This is a genomic window from Pseudonocardia nantongensis, assembly GCF_046546495.1.
Lineage (GTDB): Bacteria > Actinomycetota > Actinomycetes > Mycobacteriales > Pseudonocardiaceae > Pseudonocardia > Pseudonocardia nantongensis.
This window is the reverse complement of sequence record NZ_JBKGXT010000008.1, coordinates 204,853-223,636: the sequence shown is the minus strand read 5'-3', so window position 1 is coordinate 223,636 and position 18,784 is coordinate 204,853. Positions and strand designations below refer to the sequence as shown.

At 70.6% G+C, this 18,784-nt stretch carries 17 protein-coding genes; 11 read left to right on the top strand and 6 right to left on the bottom strand.

Features of this window, described 5'->3' with window-relative positions; all coding sequences use genetic code 11:
* Positions 1–132: 132 nt before the first annotated feature.
* Together ACLFMI_RS11375 and ACLFMI_RS11370 are read left to right on the top strand one after the other, a co-directional pair.
* On the top strand, positions 133–915 hold the full coding sequence (locus ACLFMI_RS11375) for an aldo/keto reductase (RefSeq protein ID WP_410947754.1): 783 nt from the start codon (positions 133–135) through the stop codon (positions 913–915).
* A 100-nt stretch (positions 916–1,015) separates the two neighbouring features.
* Positions 1,016–1,546: a DsbA family protein gene (locus ACLFMI_RS11370; protein ID WP_410947753.1), complete on the top strand. Its 531-nt coding sequence runs from the start codon at positions 1,016–1,018 to the stop codon at positions 1,544–1,546.
* A 261-nt stretch (positions 1,547–1,807) separates the two neighbouring features.
* On the opposite strand, the gene ACLFMI_RS11365 is transcribed toward ACLFMI_RS11370, so the two are convergent.
* From ACLFMI_RS11365 to ACLFMI_RS11350, 4 genes are all read right to left on the bottom strand, one after another.
* Positions 1,808–4,339 carry an excinuclease ABC subunit UvrA gene (locus ACLFMI_RS11365; RefSeq protein ID WP_410947752.1) on the bottom strand — a complete coding sequence of 844 codons (2,532 nt, stop codon included), beginning with the start codon at positions 4,337–4,339 and terminating at the stop codon, positions 1,808–1,810.
* A gap of 224 nt (positions 4,340–4,563) precedes the next feature.
* Positions 4,564–5,055, bottom strand: a complete 492-nt coding sequence (locus tag ACLFMI_RS11360) for a hypothetical protein (RefSeq protein ID WP_410947751.1) — start codon at positions 5,053–5,055, stop codon at positions 4,564–4,566.
* 38 nt (positions 5,056–5,093) lie between these two features.
* The gene (locus tag ACLFMI_RS11355; protein WP_410947750.1) at positions 5,094–5,324 is read right to left on the bottom strand and encodes a hypothetical protein; all 231 of its coding nucleotides are present in this window, start codon (positions 5,322–5,324) and stop codon (positions 5,094–5,096) included.
* A 221-nt stretch (positions 5,325–5,545) separates the two neighbouring features.
* Positions 5,546–6,013: a hypothetical protein gene (locus ACLFMI_RS11350; RefSeq protein ID WP_410947749.1), complete on the bottom strand. Its 468-nt coding sequence runs from the start codon at positions 6,011–6,013 to the stop codon at positions 5,546–5,548.
* Positions 6,014–6,982: 969 nt separating this feature from the next.
* Between ACLFMI_RS11350 and istA the strand changes: the two genes are divergently transcribed.
* The 7 genes from istA to ACLFMI_RS11315 all read left to right on the top strand — a co-directional run bounded on the left by istA (position 6,983) and on the right by ACLFMI_RS11315 (position 13,511).
* Positions 6,983–8,617, top strand: a complete 1,635-nt coding sequence (gene istA, locus ACLFMI_RS11345) for an IS21 family transposase (protein WP_410947748.1) — start codon at positions 6,983–6,985, stop codon at positions 8,615–8,617.
* Positions 8,614–9,486, top strand: coding sequence for an IS21-like element helper ATPase IstB (gene istB, locus ACLFMI_RS11340; RefSeq protein WP_410947747.1), 873 nt, complete (start codon positions 8,614–8,616; stop codon positions 9,484–9,486). Before istA ends, istB begins: the two co-directional genes overlap by 4 nt.
* Positions 9,483–9,797: a hypothetical protein gene (locus ACLFMI_RS11335; RefSeq protein ID WP_410947746.1), complete on the top strand. Its 315-nt coding sequence runs from the start codon at positions 9,483–9,485 to the stop codon at positions 9,795–9,797. The genes istB and ACLFMI_RS11335 overlap by 4 nt, the downstream gene beginning before the upstream one ends.
* 407 nt (positions 9,798–10,204) lie before the next feature.
* Entirely contained in the window at positions 10,205–11,062 is an 858-nt protein-coding gene (locus ACLFMI_RS11330; protein WP_410947745.1) for a cupin domain-containing protein, read from the top strand.
* Positions 11,049–11,801, top strand: coding sequence for an HpcH/HpaI aldolase family protein (locus ACLFMI_RS11325; RefSeq protein WP_410947744.1), 753 nt, complete (start codon positions 11,049–11,051; stop codon positions 11,799–11,801). Before ACLFMI_RS11330 ends, ACLFMI_RS11325 begins: the two co-directional genes overlap by 14 nt.
* Positions 11,794–12,258: a nuclear transport factor 2 family protein gene (locus ACLFMI_RS11320; protein ID WP_410947743.1), complete on the top strand. Its 465-nt coding sequence runs from the start codon at positions 11,794–11,796 to the stop codon at positions 12,256–12,258. The genes ACLFMI_RS11325 and ACLFMI_RS11320 overlap by 8 nt, the downstream gene beginning before the upstream one ends.
* 11 nt (positions 12,259–12,269) lie before the next feature.
* Positions 12,270–13,511 (top strand): DUF3500 domain-containing protein, encoded by a 1,242-nt coding sequence (locus ACLFMI_RS11315; RefSeq protein ID WP_410947742.1) that lies wholly within the window; start codon positions 12,270–12,272, stop codon positions 13,509–13,511.
* Between the two features lie 6 nt (positions 13,512–13,517).
* Here the strand turns inward: ACLFMI_RS11315 and ACLFMI_RS11310 are convergent, their stop codons facing one another.
* Positions 13,518–14,441, bottom strand: coding sequence for a LysR family transcriptional regulator (locus tag ACLFMI_RS11310; RefSeq protein ID WP_410947741.1), 924 nt, complete (start codon positions 14,439–14,441; stop codon positions 13,518–13,520).
* Positions 14,442–14,654: 213 nt separating this feature from the next.
* On the opposite strand from ACLFMI_RS11310, the gene ACLFMI_RS11305 reads away from it, so the two are divergent.
* Both ACLFMI_RS11305 and ACLFMI_RS11300 read left to right on the top strand, forming a co-directional pair.
* Entirely contained in the window at positions 14,655–15,863 is a 1,209-nt protein-coding gene (locus ACLFMI_RS11305) for a cytochrome P450 (RefSeq protein WP_410947740.1), read from the top strand.
* Positions 15,863–16,903: a 2Fe-2S iron-sulfur cluster-binding protein gene (locus tag ACLFMI_RS11300; RefSeq protein ID WP_410947777.1), complete on the top strand. Its 1,041-nt coding sequence runs from the start codon at positions 15,863–15,865 to the stop codon at positions 16,901–16,903. The genes ACLFMI_RS11305 and ACLFMI_RS11300 overlap by 1 nt, the downstream gene beginning before the upstream one ends.
* Positions 16,904–17,008: 105 nt before the next feature.
* Here ACLFMI_RS11300 and ACLFMI_RS11295 read toward each other — a convergent pair whose 3' ends face one another.
* On the bottom strand, positions 17,009–18,283 hold the full coding sequence (locus tag ACLFMI_RS11295) for an IS701 family transposase (protein ID WP_410947739.1): 1,275 nt from the start codon (positions 18,281–18,283) through the stop codon (positions 17,009–17,011).
* Positions 18,284–18,784 lie beyond the last annotated feature (501 nt).

Here is an 18,784-nt window from a genome sequence, read left to right as displayed (position 1 = left end):
ACCTGGTGTGCTTCGCGAACGACACGACCAGGTGCAGGCCCGCCCGGCGCAGGATGCTGCCGGGCCCGGTCGCCGCCCGCGCCGATGCTCGATCGGGGTTTTCCCGTGCGGGCAGAGGGTAGGCCGACAGCCATGGCGAGCATCCCGGGCATCACGCTCAACGACGGTGCGACGATCCCCCAGTTCGGTCTCGGCGTGTGGCGGGTCCGGTCGGACGAGACCGCCGGCGTCGTGCGCACCGCAGTCGAGGCCGGCTACCGCCACATCGACACCGCACAGATGTACCGCAACGAGACCGGTGTCGGGCAAGGCATCCGGGACGCCGGCGTCGCCCGGGAGGACATCTGGGTCACCACGAAACTGGGCGGCGGCGACCACGGCTACCGACCCGCGATGGACGCGCTGGATGAGAGCCTGCGCCGACTCGGCATGGATTACGTCGATCTGTACCTGATCCACTGGCCGGGCCGCGACGGTGACGTGGACACGTGGCGCGCCTTCGAGAAGCTGCGCGACGACGGTCGGGTGCGTTCGGTCGGGGTGTCCAACTTCGACACGGCGCAGCTCGACCGGCTCGCCACCGAGACCGGCACCGTCCCAGCGGTAAATCAGGTCGAGCTCAACCCACGCAAGCCGCAACGCGCGTTGCGCGAGTACCACCAGCGCGCCGGCATCGCCACCGAGGCGTGGGCGCCACTCGCGGAGGGCGGACTGCTCGGTGACCGCACCGTGCAGGAGATCGGGCAGCGCCGCGACCACACCGCGGCCCAGGTCGTGCTGCGCTGGCACCTGCAGCACGGGTTCATCGTCTTTCCCAAGTCGGCGACCCCGGCACGGATCCGCGAGAACATCGCCATCACCGACTTCGAGCTCTCCGACGACGACATGGCCGCGATCGACGCGTTGGGGCCCTGACCCGGCCTGTTTGCCCGTAAGGGGTAGCGGGCGACACGTCCAAGCCCATCGAGATCACGCCGCGGCACCAACACCGCACCGTGGGATAAAGGAGACACCGATGAACAACCGTGGGCTGGCGTCCCCCGTCGACGCCGACGACCACAGCCGCGGCCCGGCCACCGCACCGGTGACCCTGGTGGAGTACGGCGACTACGAGTGCCCGTACTGCGGGCGAGCGTATGCGGTGCTGGAGGACCTCGTGGACCGGGCCGGGGACCGCCTGCGGTTCGTGTTCCGGCACTTCCCGCTGGTCGACCTCCACCCACACGCCGGTCCGGCCGCGCTGGCCGCCGAAGCCGCCGCCGACGCGGACCAGTTCTGGGTGATGCACGAAATGCTCTACACCCACCAGGACCGGCTGACCGAGGACGACCTCGCGCGCTACGCCCAGCGGCTGGGCCTGCCGGACGCGGGAGCGATCGGCTACCGTGCCCGCGACCATCGCCAGCGGGTGGAGCGGGACCTGGCCAGCGGGGAAGCGAGCGGTGTCCCGGGCACACCCGCGCTGTTCCTCAACGGGCGGCTCCATCGCGGTCCGGTCGACCTCGACAGCCTCACCGAGGCGGTACGGACGGCACCGGCCGGCTGACCGGCGGGTTCTCCCGCGCCGGCCATCGACCCCCGAGCATCCAGGCCAGGACCCGAACGTCGCGGGCCAGGCATCCGCGACGCCTTCGCGCAGGGCCGCGTAGGGTCGGCGACCGGTACCCGGATTTCGGCCGGGTGCTTCCTACCCGACTCACCCCGGTGGTGGCGGTCGTCGCGGCCGTGGTCGTGTCCTCTCGCTGCGAGTTCGGCGGGGTGCTCGGGCGGCTGACCCCGCGCGCCGGACACACTGACGTTGGTGGGGTCAGTGCTCGTGATCTGGTGGGGTGTGGGCTGCATCGACGGCCCGGGACAGGTGACGGTCGAGCCACCCGCCGATGACCGACGCCGTCGAGCTTCGGATGTCCTCCACCGATCCCGCCGCGACCACCCGGCCGCCTTCGTCACCGCCGCCGGGCCCCATGTCGACAATGTGGTCGGCGTTGGCGATCAGGTCCAGGTCGTGCTCGACGACGATCACCGTCGCGCCGGAGCGGACGAGCTCGGAGAACACGCCGAGCAGGGTGGCCACGTCCCGCGGGTGCAGGCCGACGGTGGGCTCGTCAAACACGAACAGCGTGCCCCGTTGCCCGCGTCGTAGCTCGGTGGCCAGCCGCAGCCGTTGCGCCTCGCCACCGGAGAGCTGCGGGGTCGGCTCGCCGAGGGTGAGGTAGCCGAGTCCGACGTCGTCGACGCTTTCCAGGATGCGGGCCAGCCGGGCGCTGCCGGACAGCGCGCCGCGGGCCTCGGCGACGGTGAGCGCCAGCACGTCGGCGATCGAGTGCTCGCCCAATCTCACCTGCAGGGTGTCGTCGGTGTAGCGGCGTCCCTTGCAGGTCGGGCAGGGGATCGGCAGGTCCGGCAGGTACTGCAGATCCAGCGCCAGCTCGCCCAAGCCCTCGCAGTCCGGGCACCGGCCGGCCGGGGTGTTGTAGGAGAACCGGCCGGCGTCCCAGTCACGGCGGCGGGCCTCCTCGGTGCGGGCGAACATCCGGCGGATCTCGTCAAACGCGCCGGAGTAGGTCGCCGGGGTGGAGCGGGCGTTCGCCCCGATCGGGGTGGCGTCGACCAGCACGGTCCGGGTGATCCCGGCCGGGTCCAGCGACACGACGTGACCCGGTAGCGGCCTTCCGTCCACACGGGCGCGCAGCGCGGGCACCAGCGAGTCGAGCACCAGCGCGGTCTTGCCCGCACCGGAGACCCCGGTAACCACGCTCATCCGGCCGGCCGGGAACGCTGCCCGAACGCTGTGCAGGTTGTACAGGTCGGTGACCGCGACGGCGAGCGTCCCCAGGCCGGGATCCGGGGGCCTGCGCTCGCGGACGACGATGCGGGCCTGGCCGGACAGGTACGGCCCGATCAGCGACGCCGGGTCCGCCGCGATCCGCTCGGGGGTGTCCTGGGCGACCAGCCACCCGCCACCGGCGCCCGCGTCCGGGCCCAGCTCGACGAGCTGCTCGGCGCGCTCCAGGACGTCGACGTCGTGGTCGACCACGACCAGCGAGTTGCCGCTGGCGACCAGCGACTCCAGCACGTCGACCAGCCCGACGACGGCCGACGGGTGCAGCCCGACGGTGGGCTCGTCGAGGACGTAGAGCATGCCGGTGGTCTGGCGCATGGCGGTCGAGGCCAACGAGATCCGCTGCCGCTCGCCGGTGGACAGGCTGCCCCCGGCCCGATCGGCCGACAGGTAGCCCAGCCCCAGGGTGAGCAGCGGCCGGGCCGCGTCGGTCAGATCGCCGGTCAGCTGCGCGGCGGCCTTCTCCAGGTCGGCGGGAGTCCCGGTGACGACGTCGTCGGCCAGCCCGTCGAGGTCGCGCAGCGGCAGCGCGGAGACCTCGGCGAGATCGTGCCCGCCCAGGGTGGAGGCCCGCGCGGTCAGGCTGAGCCGGCTGCCCTGGCAGGTGGGGCAAACCTGGGAGACGAGGAACCGGTCGGCTGACTTGCGCCCGGTGGTGGACCGGTCGGAGCGAGCCATCATCTGCACGCTGCGGGTCGCGTTCTCGTAGTCGGCGTTCAGCGGGAACGGCCGTCCGCTGCCGCTCTGGATCACGATGTGCTTGGTGACCTCCGGGCCGTGCAGCACGATGTCGCGCTCGTCCTCGGAGAGGTCCCGGTATGCGACGTCGGTGCGGACGCCGAGCTCGCGCGCGATCAGCGACATGTGCTGGCGGCCGAGCATCCGCCACGGGGCGACAGCGCCGTCGTCGATGCTCAGGTCCTCGTCGGGCACCAGCGTCGCCTCGTCAACCTGCTGGGTGATGCCGAGCCCCTCGCAGGTCGGGCAGGCGCCGAGGGTGTTGAACGCGAACGACTCCGCGCTCGGCAGCGCCGCGGTGGCACCGCAGGCCGGGCACGTCATCAGCTCGGTGACCGAGGCTTGCAGCGAGGCCGGCACCGGATGCCCGTTCGGACACGGGTGGGTGCCGAGCCGGGACATCGCCAGCCGCAGCACCGCCAGCACCTCGGTCATCGTGCCCACCGTGGAGCGCGGTCCCGGCACGGGCGGGCGCTGACGCAGCGCGAGCGCCGCCGGCAGGTAGCCGACCGACTCGACGTCCGGCCGGGCCTCCTGGCTGATCCGCCGGCGGGTAAACGTCGGCAGCCCGTCCAGGTACCGGCGGGAGCCCTCCGCATAGAGCACTCCCATGGCCAGCGACGACTTGCCGGACCCGGACACCCCGGTGAGCGCGACGAACCGGCCCAGCGGCAAGTCTACCGACAGGTTCTGCAGGTTGTTGACCCGGCCGCCGCGCACCTCGATGCAGCGGGACCCGTCGGTCCGGCGAACAGTCACGTGCCTACCGTCCCGCCCAGACGGCCGCCCCGCACAGCGACCTCGGAACGCGCTCAGGAGCGGCCCCGCGGCCAGGGACGCAGTCGCGTCGGCTCCGAACCCTCTCCCGGGCACACGCGGCGACCGGCGGACTGGAGGAGCCGCCTGTCCTCACCGCCCCAGCCATTGCCACCGGACAGGACGAGACCAGGACCCACACTGCCGAAAACGGGCCGTACAAGCTCTTACCTACCCCGGCAACGCGAGCTGGCAGGTTCGCTCGTCGACCGGCGCCGCGGCCACGGCGGCTCGGACCTGGTCAACATGGTGGAGAACTGGTGATACGCGCACAACGCACCCACCGGGGACGTCCCGGCAGCGGGGTCGATACCTGCCGTGGCTGCCGGCGTGGCCACGATGTCGCTGCAGCCGTCGGACCAGAGCCGCGCGGTCAGGATCTCGGTGTCGGCGGTGGTCGCCAGATCGAGTTGGCCGTTGACCCGCGCGAAGACCTCGACGAGCTCGACACCTGTTGTCGGGCTCGTTGAGTAGCTGGCCGGGTTCGCGGCCTCGACGCCGGCCTCGATCGCCTCGGCGAGTTCGCTGCCGGTGAGCGCGAGTGCGTGCCCGAGCCGGCCTGCTGTGGCAGCGAGTACCGCGAGGTCCTGCGGGGCGACCTCGACGAGGCGCAGCGGTCGGTGCTCGTGCTGGCCGTCCGGCCCAAACAGCCGCGGCAAATCGGCGGCCGACGGGTTCGAACGGGTCTGGGTCGGTGTCAGCTCGTCCTGAAGGTGGTGCAGCGCGTCGAGCGCGGGTCCGTGTCGGCCAGTGGCGCGGGGCGCTCTACACAGCCGTCAGGGTCGTCCTCGGCCCACGTCGCCAGGGTGAGCAGAAGCTCCTCGATCCGCCAGAGCGCGGCGACCAGCTCGTCGTCCAGGTCCGAGATCAGGCGGGTCACTGACGACGCGGTCGCCGGGTCCGGCCGCTGCTGCGGCTGTTCGGTCACCGACAATCGCCCCTGTCCATGTTGGTCTCTCGCCGCGCGGCGAGCTGCTGGCACGGTAGCCGTCGGCACTGACAACCCGGGCGAGATCCGGAACTTCGGGAGAACCGGGCCTGGTGGGGAAGCACCGGTCACCGACCTGCGTTGAGGTAGCCGACCCGGCCGCGACCAGCGGCGAGCAGCGCGCTTTGCAGCCCCTCTGCTTCGCAGCGCCATCGGATAGCTCAACGCGTGCGGGACCGATCCAACCACTCGTAGGCAGCCGACGTCGCGGCCGCGTAGACGGCGTGGTGCAGCACGTCAGTGGCGGTGGCACTCGCCCCGTAGGCCGGGGTCGGCCGGCCGGCCCCGGTGAACGGCATCACCACCTGCTCGCCGCCCCAGACCAGGCCAAAGTGCGCCAGCGTAGCGGCCGGGCCGCGCAGCCCGGCCGTGCTGAGCAGCCCACGCACGGCGCCCCACGCGGTTCCGTAACCCCAGTGCACCAACGTCCCGAAGCGCTTCTGCCCGGCCTCGCTCGACGGCTGGACCCCGAGCACTGTCCCGGCCGCATCCTCCGGGGAGGAACTCGCCCCGCGGCCGCTGATCGTCATTTCGGTCGTGCTGGACAGCGTCATCGCGACGGTGCCGAGGGCACCGGCCAGCACGCCGACGCCGATGTCGGCAGCGGCGTCCGCGGACCGTGCGAGCATCGTTGATCTCATGCCGGGGCCTGTACCCGCATCCGGGCCACCGACTCCCTCGCGGCGGCACCGGTCCGCGGACGGGACCGGCAGCTCCGGACGGTCACCGCTGGCCGTGGTGCCGGGTTCCGGCGGTGATCTCGGCGCAATGGGCGCCTTTCGGGGCGGCCGGGGATCTGGCACCCGCCGACCCGGCAAGCCGGGGCCCGGCAGGCCGGGACCCCGGCCGGGGCCCGGTCGGCCCGCCTGCGGCCGCGCACGGTGGCCTGATAGACGTGGAACAGGGCTTAACGGCGGGCGCCCGCTGTTGATCTTCAGGCTTGCCCGGTTCAAACCCGTGAGCCGGGCAAGCCGCCCCGGCCAGGCCGCCAGATCACCAAGCGGCCGCTGTACCGGCGCTCAGCATCGTCGTTGCCCGCCGCAGCCTGGCTCCCGTCGCCGCGGGTCGAGCGGGGCCGGTCGGAACGAGTGGGCGTGTGCGGCTCATGAAGGATCGCTCCGCGTTCGGGACCCGGCATGGGCGCCGGCCCGCGGGTCGAGGAGCCGGGAGGGGAGGCAGGCCGCGGACCGGCACCATCCCGTGGCCTGTGCCGGTCGGGGCGAGCAGGGTGGTGACCCGTACCGCCAGCGTCATCGCCGCGTTGGCGACCTGGTGCTGTTCGGGGTCGACGATCTCGGCGACCAGCGCCTGGAACGTGGGCTACAGCCTGCACGTCACCGCGCTACCCGAGCTACCCGAAACCCACCGCGCGCTGCTCGTCGCCGCGCGGCAGTGCTCGGCGACGTTGTGGCCTCCGCGGCCCAGCGCAAGGCCTACCGGATCTACGCGGAACGACTGCACAACGCCGCGGTGAGAGTGACACCTTGATTTGGCCCCACTTGGGGCCGGAGTGATGGCCTGATCTGGCCCCACCTCCGTCCGTCCGTTCCTACGTTCCGTGACGTCGCGCAGCGCGGCGTCACGGAGGCAGGGACGTGATGAAGAGGAGACAGAAGGTGGAGCTGTTCGAGCGGATCCGGCGGGACAGCCGGTTGGAGGAGTTGTCGATCCGGGCGTTGGCGCGCCGGCACGGGGTGCATCGACGTCTGGTGCGGGAGGCGCTGGCCAGTGCGGTGCCGGCGGAGCGCAAGACACCGGAGCGGACGCCGACGGCGTTGACGGCGAGGCATCGGGCCATGGTGCGCGGGTGGTTGGTCGCCGATCGGGTGGCGCCGCCCAAGCAGCGCCACACTGCCCGGCGGGTCTGGCAGCGGCTGGTCGACGAGCAGGGCGCGGTGGTGGCCGAGTCCACGGTGCGCGCCTATGTGGCCGAGGTGCGCCGCGAGCTGGGTGGTACTGGGCTGGTGACGGTGCCGCAGACCCATCCCCCGGCCGAGGAAGCCGAGGTCGACTTCGGCGAGTTCAAGGCCTGGATCGCGGGTGTGCTGGTGAAGCTGTGGATGTTCGTGCTGCGGTTGTCGCATTCGGGCAAGGCGGTGCACGTGGCCTATGCCAACGAGACTCAGGAGAGCTTCTTCGACGGGTTCGTCACCGCGTTCGAGACCCTCGGTGGGGTCCCGGGCCGGGTCCGGTTGGACAACCTGCGCCCGGCGATGGTGCGGGTGCTGCTGGGCCGGGCGCGGCTGGAGAACACCCGGTTCGTGTTGCTGCGCAGCGCCTATGGCTTCGACGCGTTCTACTGCCAGCCCGGCATCGACGGCGCGCACGAGAAGGGCGGGGTGGAGGGCGAGATCGGCCGGTTCCGCCGCCGGCATCTGGTGCCGGTGCCGGCGGTGGAGTCGCTGGCCGAGCTGAACGCGCGCCTGGTGGCGGCGGACGAGGCCGATGACGCGCGGCGGATCGCCGCGCGGGCCGAGACCGTGGGCCAGGCCGCGGCCCGGGAGCGCCCGCTGCTTGCGGCGTTGCCCGCCGAGCGGCTCGACATCAGCGCGACGCTGTCGTGTCGGGTCGATCCGAAGGCGCGGGTGTGTGTGCGCCAGTCCTACTACTCGGTGCCGGTGCGGCTGGCCGCGCGCAAGGTCACGGTCCGCCTCGGCGCCCGCGAGTTGCGGGTGCTCGACGGTGCCCGGGTGGTCGCGGTGCACGTGCGTAGCCTGCACAAGGGCACCGAGGATCTGGTGCTGGATCACTACCTGGAGGTGCTGGCCCGTAAGCCCGGGGCGCTGCCCGGGGCGACCGCGCTGGACCAGGCCCGCGCCGCGGGCAGCTTCACCGCGGGCCACCAGCGCTACTGGGACCTCGCGCGGCGCCGTCTCGGTGACGGGGCCGGGACCCGGGCGTTGATCGCGGTGCTGCTGCTGCACCGCAGCCTGCCCGCCGCCGCGGTCGCGGCCGGGATCAGCGCCGCCCTGGACGGTGATCGGATCGACGCCGAGCTGGTCGCGGTCGAGGCCCGCCGCCACCTCGAACACATCCGAGAGCCCAGCAGCCCGCCGACCACGCCGACCCCGGCGGGGACGACGGCGGGGACGACGGCGGGGACGACGGCGGGGCAGGGGCTGGCCTCGGTCGAGGTGCTCGACGCGCCGCGAGCTGGGTGCGGCGCAGATCCCCGGCCCGCGCCCAGCCTGACCGGCTACGACGAGCTGCTCGCCGCCGGGGGAGCCCGATGAGCCCGAGCGCACCGTCGGCCAAGACCCGCGCCACCGGCGCGGCCCGCGGCGCTGCTGAAGGTGGGGCCGGGCCGGCGGTGACGCGGCTGGCCGACCCGGCCGCCGAGGCCGCGATCGGCGCGGCCTGCCAGGCCCTGCACCTGCCCACGGTGCGCGCCGAGGCCGGACGTCTGGCCGATGCCGCCGCCCGCGAACGGCTCTCGCACCGGGCGTTCCTGGCCGAGGTGCTGGCCGCCGAGTGCGACGAACGTGACGCCCGCCGCCGGACCCGCCGGGTCCAGGAAGCGCGCTTCCCGCGGCTCAAGCGCCTGGCCGAGTTCGACCTCGCCGCGTTGCCCGAGCTGCCCCCAGCCACCCTGGCCGGCGGCGGCTGGATCGACGCCGGACAACCGGTGGTGCTGCTCGGCGACTCCGGCACCGGCAAGACCCACCTGCTGATCGGGCTGGGTATCGCCGCCGCCGAGGGCGGCCGCCGGGTCCGCTACGCGACCACCGCCGCGCTGGTCAACGAGCTCGCCGAGGCCGCCGACGAGCGTCAGCTGTCGCGGGTGCTGGGCCGCTACGCCCGCCTGGACCTGCTCTGCCTCGACGAACTCGGCTACGTCCACCTCGACCCGCGTGGCGCCGAGCTCCTGTTCCAGATCATCACCGACCGGGAAGAACGGGCCTCGATCGCGTGCGCCTCCAACGCCCCGTTCTCCGAGTGGGGTCAGACCTTCACCGACCCACGGCTGGCCGCCGCGGTGGTCGACCGGCTCACCTTCCACGCCCACATCATCAACACCGGCACCGCGTCCTACCGACTGCGCAGCACCCGCGCCGCCCGGCCCGGGCCGGGCGGAACCGAGCAGAACCAGGCGCGGTCATGACCGCCGACAAGCTGCCCGACCGCCGCACCGACGACGACACCTTCCACGTCATCGACGACGCCCTGGCCGCGCTCGCCGAGCGCAAGCAACTCTGGCTCGGCGACGACCTCATCCTGATCCACCTGCTCGACGCCCTGATCGTCCAGGCCGAACGCTGCCTGCCCGAAGCCGTGCACAACGCCCTCGAGGGCGGCGCCGACTGGGACGACATCGCCGCCCTGCTCGGCACCAGCCCGCACGAGGCCTGGCTGCGCTTCGGACCCGACTCGCCCATCGCGGACGGGAGGTGGCCGATCACCCCCACCGACTGATCATCGGCACAACTCCATACCGACCGACCCGGCGCCCGCAGCCACAACCCCAACCACCGCCGAGAGGAGCCGCCAGCAGACACGAAGGATCACTACATTCCGTCACTCACCGTCATCATCGGTAGCGGTGAGTCAACTAGCTAGGCGGCGATGATGATCTGTTCGTAGGCCCTCCAGGTGACCTCGACCGCGATGTGCTCGTCGAACGCGAACAACCGACTCGAAGCCTGAGCGCTGCCCCCGGACCCGGACGCGCCGGCGCTGGTCCTGATGGGCGAGGCGATGGTGGGCTGGCGTCTCCGATCGTTCGGGATATCCGGTCGATGGGCTCGGAACTTGGCGATTGATCGTGCAGAACCCGGTCGTCACGCTCAAGTTGCCCGCGTCCCCATCTGTGGAGGAGCTCGATGACCGCCGTTCCCGTCGTGCGAGCCGCTTTCGTCGACGAGATGGATTCTCGCCGCGCCGATCGCTTCACGTCCGGCGGTAGCCGGACCTGGTCGGTCTGCGGCCGGAACTTCGCAGTCGCCGTCACCGAGCTGAGGGCGGACGACGACCTCGTCGAGCACGACCTGCCCGACGAGTACATGCTCCTCCTCCCCGACGAGGTGACTGTCGTGGTGACCCACGACTCCGGGCAGATCGTGACGGTCACGGAGCCGTCGTTGCTGATCGTCCCCGCCGGCAACAGCGTCGTACGAGCCCAGGCTCCGACCACGGTCGTTCGGGTCTTCGCAGCTCACGCTGAAGAGCCGATGCAGCGGGCTACCAACTACACCGATCAGCACGACCCTGCCGTGGCCCCGCTGGTGACCCGGGCCCGCTCCGACACGGCACCGATGCAGGTCCACTGCATGTCGGACGTCCCCGACGATCCGAGCCGGCTCGGGCGGATATTCCGGGGCACGTCCCTGATGGTCAACTGGTTCCCGACGAGGGTGGGGCCGCGCGACACCGAGACGCTGACGCCGCACTCGCACGCGGACTTCGAGCAGATGTCGGTGACCCTCGAAGGGGACTTCGTGCACCACTTCCGTAGCCCGTGGACGCCGCGGATGAGCGAGTGGCGCGACGATCAGCACGTCGGCGTGGGCAGCCCTTCCATGGCGCTCATCCCCCCGAATCTCGTGCACACCACACGCTGGGTGGGCGAAGGCGACCACATGCTGATCGACGTCTTCGCCCCGCCCCGCGAGGACTTCCTGGCGAACGGCTGGGTCCTCAACGCCGACGGCTACCGAGCGGTGGCGGATGATCGCCGGTAGGACGCCTCAGCTCGGCGCCTGGGTCAAGCTCGCCGCGGCCGAGAGTGTCGAGCTGCTCGCGCTGGCCGGGTTCGACTTCGTCGTCATCGACACCGAGCACGCGAGCATCGACGTCCGCACCGTCTCGACGATGGTCGCCACCGCGCGAGGCTGCGGGATCGACCCGTTCGTCCGCGTCCCGGGCATGGCCCCGCGCGACGTGCAGGTACCCCTCGACGCCGGTGCCCGCGGCCTGTTCGTCCCGCAGGTCGAGGACGCCGCTGCCGCCCGGACCGCGGTGCGTTCGACCCGCTTCCCTCCGTTGGGGCAGCGGGGCGCGAGCAACACCGGACGCGCAGGGCGCTGGGGTCTCGACGACCTGGCGGACTACGTCGCCGCCGGCAACGATGACACCCTGCTGGTGGTCCAGGTCGAGAGCATGCGTGCGCTCGAGTCGATCGCCGACATCGGGTGCGTACCCGGAGTCGACGCGATCTTCGTCGGGCCGGCGGACCTTGCCGTCTCGAGCCGACGGACGCTCGCCGACCCGGACGTCGCCGCGCTGCTCGAGACGGCCGAGCGGAGCTGCTTGACGCAGGGTGTCCCGCTCGGCACCACGGCCTCTCGCGACGCCCCCGATCTCCTGACGCGTGGATACAACTTCCTCGTCCTGGGCAGCGACACCGCGTTCCTCCGCTCCGCCGGGGCATCGCTCGTCTCGGGTGCCCGGGTTCCCGTGAGAGGATCGGACCGTGCCTGACCTTTCCGGCTCGGCGCTCCTCCACATGGAGTTGACGATGCTGGTGACGGCGCTGTGGTACGAGATCGACCACGGTGACGGCACCGGAGCCTCCGGCTACTTCACCCCCGACGCCGACCTAACCTTCTCCCGCCGTGCGTTCCGAGGGCGCGCCGAGATCGACGAGGTGTACCGAACCCGAACCGCTCGCGGACCACGGGTCTCGCGGCACACCGTCACCAACCTGCACGTGCTGCGCCATGAGGACCCGTACGCGGAGGCCGTCTCGGCGCTCGTGCTCTATGCACAGGACGGGGAGCCGCCCATCCCAGCGACGGCTCCGGTCCTCGTCGCCGACGTGTACGACCGGTTCCTGCGCGTCGGAGAGGGCACCGAATCGCGCTGGCTGATCGCGTCCCGCCGCATCGAGAACCGGTTCCTGGCACCCGGCGACGTCCTCGCCGTCCCCACCGAGTGAGGAGATGCCCGATGACGAACACCCGGTCCCGACCCGCAGCGGAGTCGCCTTCGTTCCCGCTGCCGACCGCCCGTGGTGAGCTCCCCATCGTCGACTCGTTACTGTTCGACGACCTGCTCCCCGAGGTCCCCGCTTTCGAACTGACGGCCGGCTTCCGTCACCATCGCGACCCCTTCGTCGGGATCACCGAGGACGGTATCCCGCGCAGCGGCCTATATTCCCTCGACAACGCGGGCGGTCGTCCGCCTCGGGCCGCTGCGACCGCACAGGCCTACCTCGACGGTCTGGCGCCCCACCAGCGCGCCGTCGGTGCGCTCCCCATGGACGCACCCGAGTGGCGGCTGTGGACGAACGCCATCCCGACCTGGCTCCCGAAGGGCATGCGCCTGGAACGGCTCGAGGCGAGCGACCGGGAGCGAGCACTTGCGGTGATCGAAGCCAGCTTGAGCCCCGCCGGCTACGCCTCCGTGCGCGCCACCATGAAACTGAACGCGAACCTCGGGGAGCTCATCGACGACTACCGGGACACTCTCACCGAGTTCGCCTACTGGTTCACGGTCTTCGGTCGGCCCTCCTCGGACGAGCCGTGGGGTTGGCAGCTGATGGGCCACCACCTCGACCTGCACTGCGTGTTCATCGGTTCGCACGTGGTGCTCGCTCCGATGTTCCTCGGCGCCGAGCCGACGTCGGGTACCGGTCGGTTCCACGGTGTGACGGCTCTCGACGACGAGACAGAGGTCGCTCTCGCGTTCCGGCGAACCATCGCCGCGGACCGCGACGACGAGTTCGTGCTGAGCGCTTCGCTCCGCGCTGCTGACCTCCCGCCCGAGTTGGCCGGGCCGTGGAACGGTCGTCACGTCGGCGGAGCGGGACAGGACAACCTCGTACTTGCCCCCGAGGGGATCGTGGTCGCCTCTCTCCCCTCCGATCAGCAGGACGGTCTCCTCGACCTGGTCCGTGTCTACCTGGGACGTCTGCCCGCGCCGCAGGCCGAGCGCAAGCTCGCCCAGGTGCGCGAACACCTCGATGAGACTCGATTCGTGTGGCGGGGTGGTCACGACGACGAGTGCGCCTTCTACTACCGCATTCACTCGCCAGTATTGCTCGTCGAGTACGACAACCACCCCGGCGTCTTCCTCGCCAACCCCGAGCCCGCGCGGTTCCACGTCCACACCATCGTCCGCGAACCGAACGGAAACGACTACGGTCGAGATCTCCTCGCCCAGCATTACCACGCTCATCACCGCCCCTAGACGAGATCAGTTCAGCGCCCTCTCGAGATCGAGCGCCGCCACGATCATGTACAGGCTCTCGATGAGCGAGATGGTCGATGGCGAGCGCTCTCTCGAGTGGCTGATCGCGCAGATGCGGACGCGATCGGAGGCGTCGGCGATCGGGCGAAAGACGACAGAGGACAACGGGCTCGTGAGTGCGATCGGCCCCGGATGAATCCCTACGTGCCCGCGGGTGGCGACGTGCACGACGAGTTCGTCGTAGCGTGCCACCTCCTCGATGTGGGCGCGGGGAATGCCAGCCCGGGTCACATCGGCCTGTAGCTGACTGTCCAGGTACGGGTTGTCGGCGCGCGGAGTCACGAGAATCTGGCGTGACCGGATCTGGGTGAGCGACACCTCGGCGTGAGACGCCAGCGGGTCAGAGGACCGCAGCACGGCGACCAGCGGGAACTCACCGAGCACGACACTGTCGATCCCCGTTTGCTCCGGAACCGACCAGCACAGGCCGACGTCGATCTCGCCGTCGGCGACGGCGGTGAGCTGCCCAGGCGTGTGCATGGCGATAGGGCGCCAGGCCGGCAGAAGGCCCACCGCGTCGACCGTGTCGCCCGAACCGGCCGCGACCAGCCGGGGAAGGATCAAGTGACCCAGCTCGGGAGTATGAGCGATGACGGCGTCACGGTGACTCACCGCCTGTTGCCGGGCCGCCCCGTGAGCGCGGTGGAGATCGTCGATCGGTTGCCGGATCGAAGCGGCGAACTCAGCCCCCAGCGGGGTCAGTCGCACCCGCCGGCTCGTGCGCTCGAAGAGCCGCCCTCCGAGGCTGCGCTCGAGCGAGGAGACCGCCTCGCTGACGCTGGCGGGCGACAAGTGCAGCCGGTCCGCAGCCCGGCGAAAGTGCATATCCTGGACCACCGCGAGGAAACACTCCATCTGGCGCAGATTCACAGCGCCCTCCTCCTCATCTCGAAGTCCGGGACCCCGCGCCCTCGGCCACTTCCGTCTTACCACATTGTTCGGCTCGGCCTAACGATCTCTTCGGGAACCGCCCGTTGATAGCTCCAGGGGGGGGACTGAGGATGAAGTCACACCGACAGAGGAGCCGCAGCATCCGACCACTGCGAGGCAGTCGTCGGGACCCCAACGACGAGGAGCCTGTCCGTGACCATCACGCACAGCTGGATCGACGACATCGCCGCCGACCAGCTCGAGGACGACCCGCAAGCGATCCACGCGAAGCTGCGCGACCAGGCACCGCTGGCCTGGGTGCCCGAGGTCGGCATGTACGTGGCGTCGAGCTACGACATCAACCGGGAGATGACCTCGGACCCCGACACCTGGTACGGAGTGATCTCTCCCTCCGGACATCGAACCCACGGGGAGGGCACCGTCCTCAGCGCCAACGGCGAAGAACACACGAAGCTGCGCGCGATGATGGACCCGTACCTGCGGCCGTCCGCGGTCGACAGCTACATCGACGACATGGTGCGCCCCCACGCACAACGCCTTCTCGCGCAGATCGAGGACACCGGTGAGGCCGACCTGCAGGCGGCATACTTCGTGCCGATCAGTGTCCGCGCCGTCGGCGACGTCATGGGACTGCACCAGGTCAGCGAATCCAAGCTGACCGAATGGTTCAAGGCGTTGGCCCTGGGCGCACGTAACGTCGCGGTCAACGCCGACGGCTCATGGGCGAACCCCGAGGGCTTCGCCGCCGCCGACCAGGCCAAGCGCGAGATGCGCGGGATCGTCGACCCGCTGCTCGACGAGTGGACCGACCGGCCCGGGCACACCCTGATCTCGCACTGGCTCCACGACGGCCTGTCCGAGGGGGAGACGCGCGACCGCGAGCTCGTCTACTCCAACATGAACGTGTACATCCTCGGGGCGTTGCAGGAGCCGGGCCACCTGATGGCCACGACACTGGTCGGCCTGTTGCGTTCGCCCGATCAATTCGACCGCGTGGTCGACGACCCCTCGCTCATCCCCCGCGCCGTGTCGGAGAGCCTGCGCTGGGTCGCCCCGATCTTCGCGGCGGCCGCCAAGGTGGCCACCCGAGACGTCCATATCGGTGGACTCGACCTCCCCGCCGGCACCGCGGTGCTCATGGCCTATGGCGCCGCCAACTGGGACGAGAAGACCTGGCCCGGTCCGCAGGAATTCGACCTCGACCGTCCGCTGCAACCGCATCTGGGGTTCGGCGCCGGCCCCCACGCCTGCGCCGGCGCCTACCTAGGCAGCGCGATCGTGCGTATCGCCCTCGAGGAGCTGTTCCAGTCGATCCCCATGATGGAGCTCACCGAAGACGTCAAGTTCCACGGCTGGGCATTCCGCGGGCCCGAGCACGTTCGAGTGCGCTGGGAAGTGTGATGGTCGGTCACCACGTCAGCCTCAACGGAGGCCCCAGTTTCGACGCCCGCGAAGGCCAGACCATTCTCGATGCCGCACTACGCGCGAACCGGTGGATTCCGCACAACTGCTCCCAGGGAACCTGCGGAACCTGCCGGTTCAAGGTTCTCGAAGGCACCGTCGACCACGGTGACTCCACGGAAGAACTTCTCCCCCAGGCCGACCGTACCGACGGATTCGCCCTCGCCTGCCAAGCCTCACCGGTCACCGATCTGCTCGGCGCACTGCTCGGCGAGTCGGCGATCACTACACCACGACACCGGTTGCGTGATATCACGGGCACCGTAGTCGTCCGTGACGTCGTCGCGCGCGAGACGATCCGTCTTGTCATCGACCTCGACGAACCACTCGACTTCGACGCCGGGCAGTACGTCGAGCTGCGAATCCCCAACTCGCCCCTTCGCCGAGCCTACTCCATCGCGAGCCCTCCATCGCAGGAATCGTCGATCGAACTGCACATCCGTCTGACCCCGGGAGGACTCGCGACCGAGAGATGGGTCTTCGCATCGCTCGCCGTCGGAGAACGTGTTGCGATGCAGGGGCCGCTCGGGACATTCTCCATGATCGAACCCGAGGACGGGCCGGTTGTGCTGGTGGCCGGCGGGACCGGTCTAGCGCCCCTGAAGGCGATACTCCTGCACGCCGTCGAGCAGGGCCTGGCCTCGGAAATTCACCTCTACCACGGTGGCCGCCGTGAGGAGGACCTCTATGACGGGGACGTCTTCCAAGGTCTCGCCGGCTCCGGTGTCAGATACGTGCCGGTGCTCAGCGAGCAGACCTGGGACGGCGCCTGCGGCATGGTCACCGACGCAGTCGAGTCCGACTTCGCGAGCTGCCGCGGCATGAGCGCCTACATCTGTGGCCCACCGCCCATGGTCTCAGCGGCCGTACGAACGTTCAAGAGACGTCGGATGCGGCCGGCGCAGATCTTCAGGGAAGAGTTCACACCGGCACCGCTGCCGCCGGGGGTGGTCGGCGTGGGCGCGCCGGCGAGCTCCTAGTAGTACTTTGTTAGGTTGGCACGGAGTAGGGGCGTTTGCAGGTGTGGCAGGCGCCGGTCCAGATGCCGAGGAGGGTCTGGAGTTCGCGGAGGACGGCGTAGAGGGTCAGGCCGGCGCAGGGGCTTTTGGGTCGTAGCGCAGGCTGGTGCAGAAGGCCTGGGCCAGGGCGGCGAGGGTGACGTGGCGGTGCCAGCCGAGGTAGGAGCGGCCTTCGAAGTGATCGAGGCCGAGGCCGTCTTTGAGTTCGCGGTAGTCGTGCTCGATGCGCCAGCGGATCTTCGCCAGCCCGACGAGTTCACGTAGTGGTGTGTCGGCGGGCAGCGTGGACAGCCAGTAGTCGGTGGGCTCGGATGTGCCGGGCGGCCATTCGGCGATCATCCAGTACTCGGGCAGCACCCCGTCGGGGCCGCGAGGGATGGCCCGGTTGGCCGGTCGGACCCGCAGTGCGAGGAACCGGGAGGTCATCGCGGCGGTCGGGTTCCCGCGGCCCTTGCGGGTGCCGTGGCGCCAGGTGACCCGCCGCAGCGCGCGTCGCCCCGCGGCCAGCGCGAGTTCTGCGAGCGTGGACGGGCCGTCGGGGTAGCGCGGCACCGGCGGGCGGCCGTGACCGCGATACGGCGGGGTCACCGGCTCGGCCTCGCCGGCGTGAGCGCTGGTGGTGGCCTTGACCGCCAGCACGTAGGGCAGGCCACGTCGCTCGAGTCCCAGCCGGAACTCGGTGGCGTCGCCGTAACCGGCGTCGCCGACGACCGGGCGCGGATCCAGACCCCAGCCGCCTGCCTGCTCATCGGCGGTGATCTCGTCGAGCATGTCCAGGGCCTGGCGCCACTTCTCCCGGTGCCGCACCTGGTCGGGAATCCGGCTACGCGCCCGCCGGCGGCGGATCTGTGTAGCCATCTCGGGGTCGTCGGTCGCGGTGTCGTCCCACGACATCGGCAGGAACAGTCGCCAGTCGATCGCCGCCGAGGCCCAGTCGGTGACCGCGTGCACACTGACCCCGACCTGGCAGTTCCCGACCTTGCCCAGCGAACCGGAGTACATCCGAGCCACGCCAGGTGAATCCAGGCCGTCCTTCGGAAATCCGGTGTCGTCGACGACGAACGCGCGCGGGGCGATGAACGTCGCGGCCCACCTGGCCAGCCGACCGCGGACCTGCATGTAGTCCCAGGTCGAGGAGGTGACGAACTGCTGGAGCTGCTGGTGGTCGACCCCGAGCCGAGTAGCCATCGGCTGCATCGACTTGCGCTTACCGTCCAGTAACAGCCCGCGCAGATACAGGGCGCCCTTGGCTCGCTGATCCGACCGGGCCAGCCCGCCGAGCATCTCCGCAGCGAACGCCTCCAGCCGCGGTCGGACCTGCGCCATCTCCTCCGGAGTCACGACCCGGACAAGATCACACGAGAGGTCGAATCAGCGGGATCAACACACCTAACAAAGTACTACTAGGTGCGCGTCGAGACCGCCTGGGCCTCGAACGCGGCAACAACATGGGAATTTTGACGGTCCAACTAGGCTGTCGCTGGCTCAGTTTCGCAGGTCAGAGCGGCTATCGCCTGAATTGGCCGTAAGGCGGAGCCGTCGGGTTGCCTCGCTACTGCATCGGCGTTGCGTCTGCTGCAGCATGAAGCAGGGCCGAGATGCACCTGCCCTGGCCTGCCCTGCTGAGGCGACTGTCCCCTCGCTTCTTCAAGCACACCGCCGGAGGTCGATCGAGCGATCGACACGAGCCCCTGCGGTCGGCGATGTAGACGGTCCAGTCGCGGCGGTCGCGTTGGGAGCAGCGTTCGGCTGCCGACACGTGGATGTCGAGTAGGTCGGCGGGCAGCAGCAGCCCCTCCGCCGTTCCCCCAGCGTCCTGGCCGCATTGCTCGTCGTGTTGGC

Coding starts and splice junctions, on each gene's coding strand:
- ACLFMI_RS11375 (WP_410947754.1), top strand. CDS start 133: ATGGCGAGCATCCCGGGCATCACGCTCAACGACGGTGCGACGATCCCC.
- ACLFMI_RS11370 (WP_410947753.1), top strand. CDS start 1,016: ATGAACAACCGTGGGCTGGCGTCCCCCGTCGACGCCGACGACCACAGC.
- ACLFMI_RS11350 (WP_410947749.1), bottom strand. CDS start 6,013: ATGCTCGCACGGTCCGCGGACGCCGCTGCCGACATCGGCGTCGGCGTG.
- istA (WP_410947748.1), top strand. CDS start 6,983: ATGAAGAGGAGACAGAAGGTGGAGCTGTTCGAGCGGATCCGGCGGGAC.
- istB (WP_410947747.1), top strand. CDS start 8,614: ATGAGCCCGAGCGCACCGTCGGCCAAGACCCGCGCCACCGGCGCGGCC.
- ACLFMI_RS11335 (WP_410947746.1), top strand. CDS start 9,483: ATGACCGCCGACAAGCTGCCCGACCGCCGCACCGACGACGACACCTTC.
- ACLFMI_RS11330 (WP_410947745.1), top strand. CDS start 10,205: ATGACCGCCGTTCCCGTCGTGCGAGCCGCTTTCGTCGACGAGATGGAT.
- ACLFMI_RS11325 (WP_410947744.1), top strand. CDS start 11,049: ATGATCGCCGGTAGGACGCCTCAGCTCGGCGCCTGGGTCAAGCTCGCC.
- ACLFMI_RS11315 (WP_410947742.1), top strand. CDS start 12,270: ATGACGAACACCCGGTCCCGACCCGCAGCGGAGTCGCCTTCGTTCCCG.
- ACLFMI_RS11300 (WP_410947777.1), top strand. CDS start 15,863: ATGGTCGGTCACCACGTCAGCCTCAACGGAGGCCCCAGTTTCGACGCC.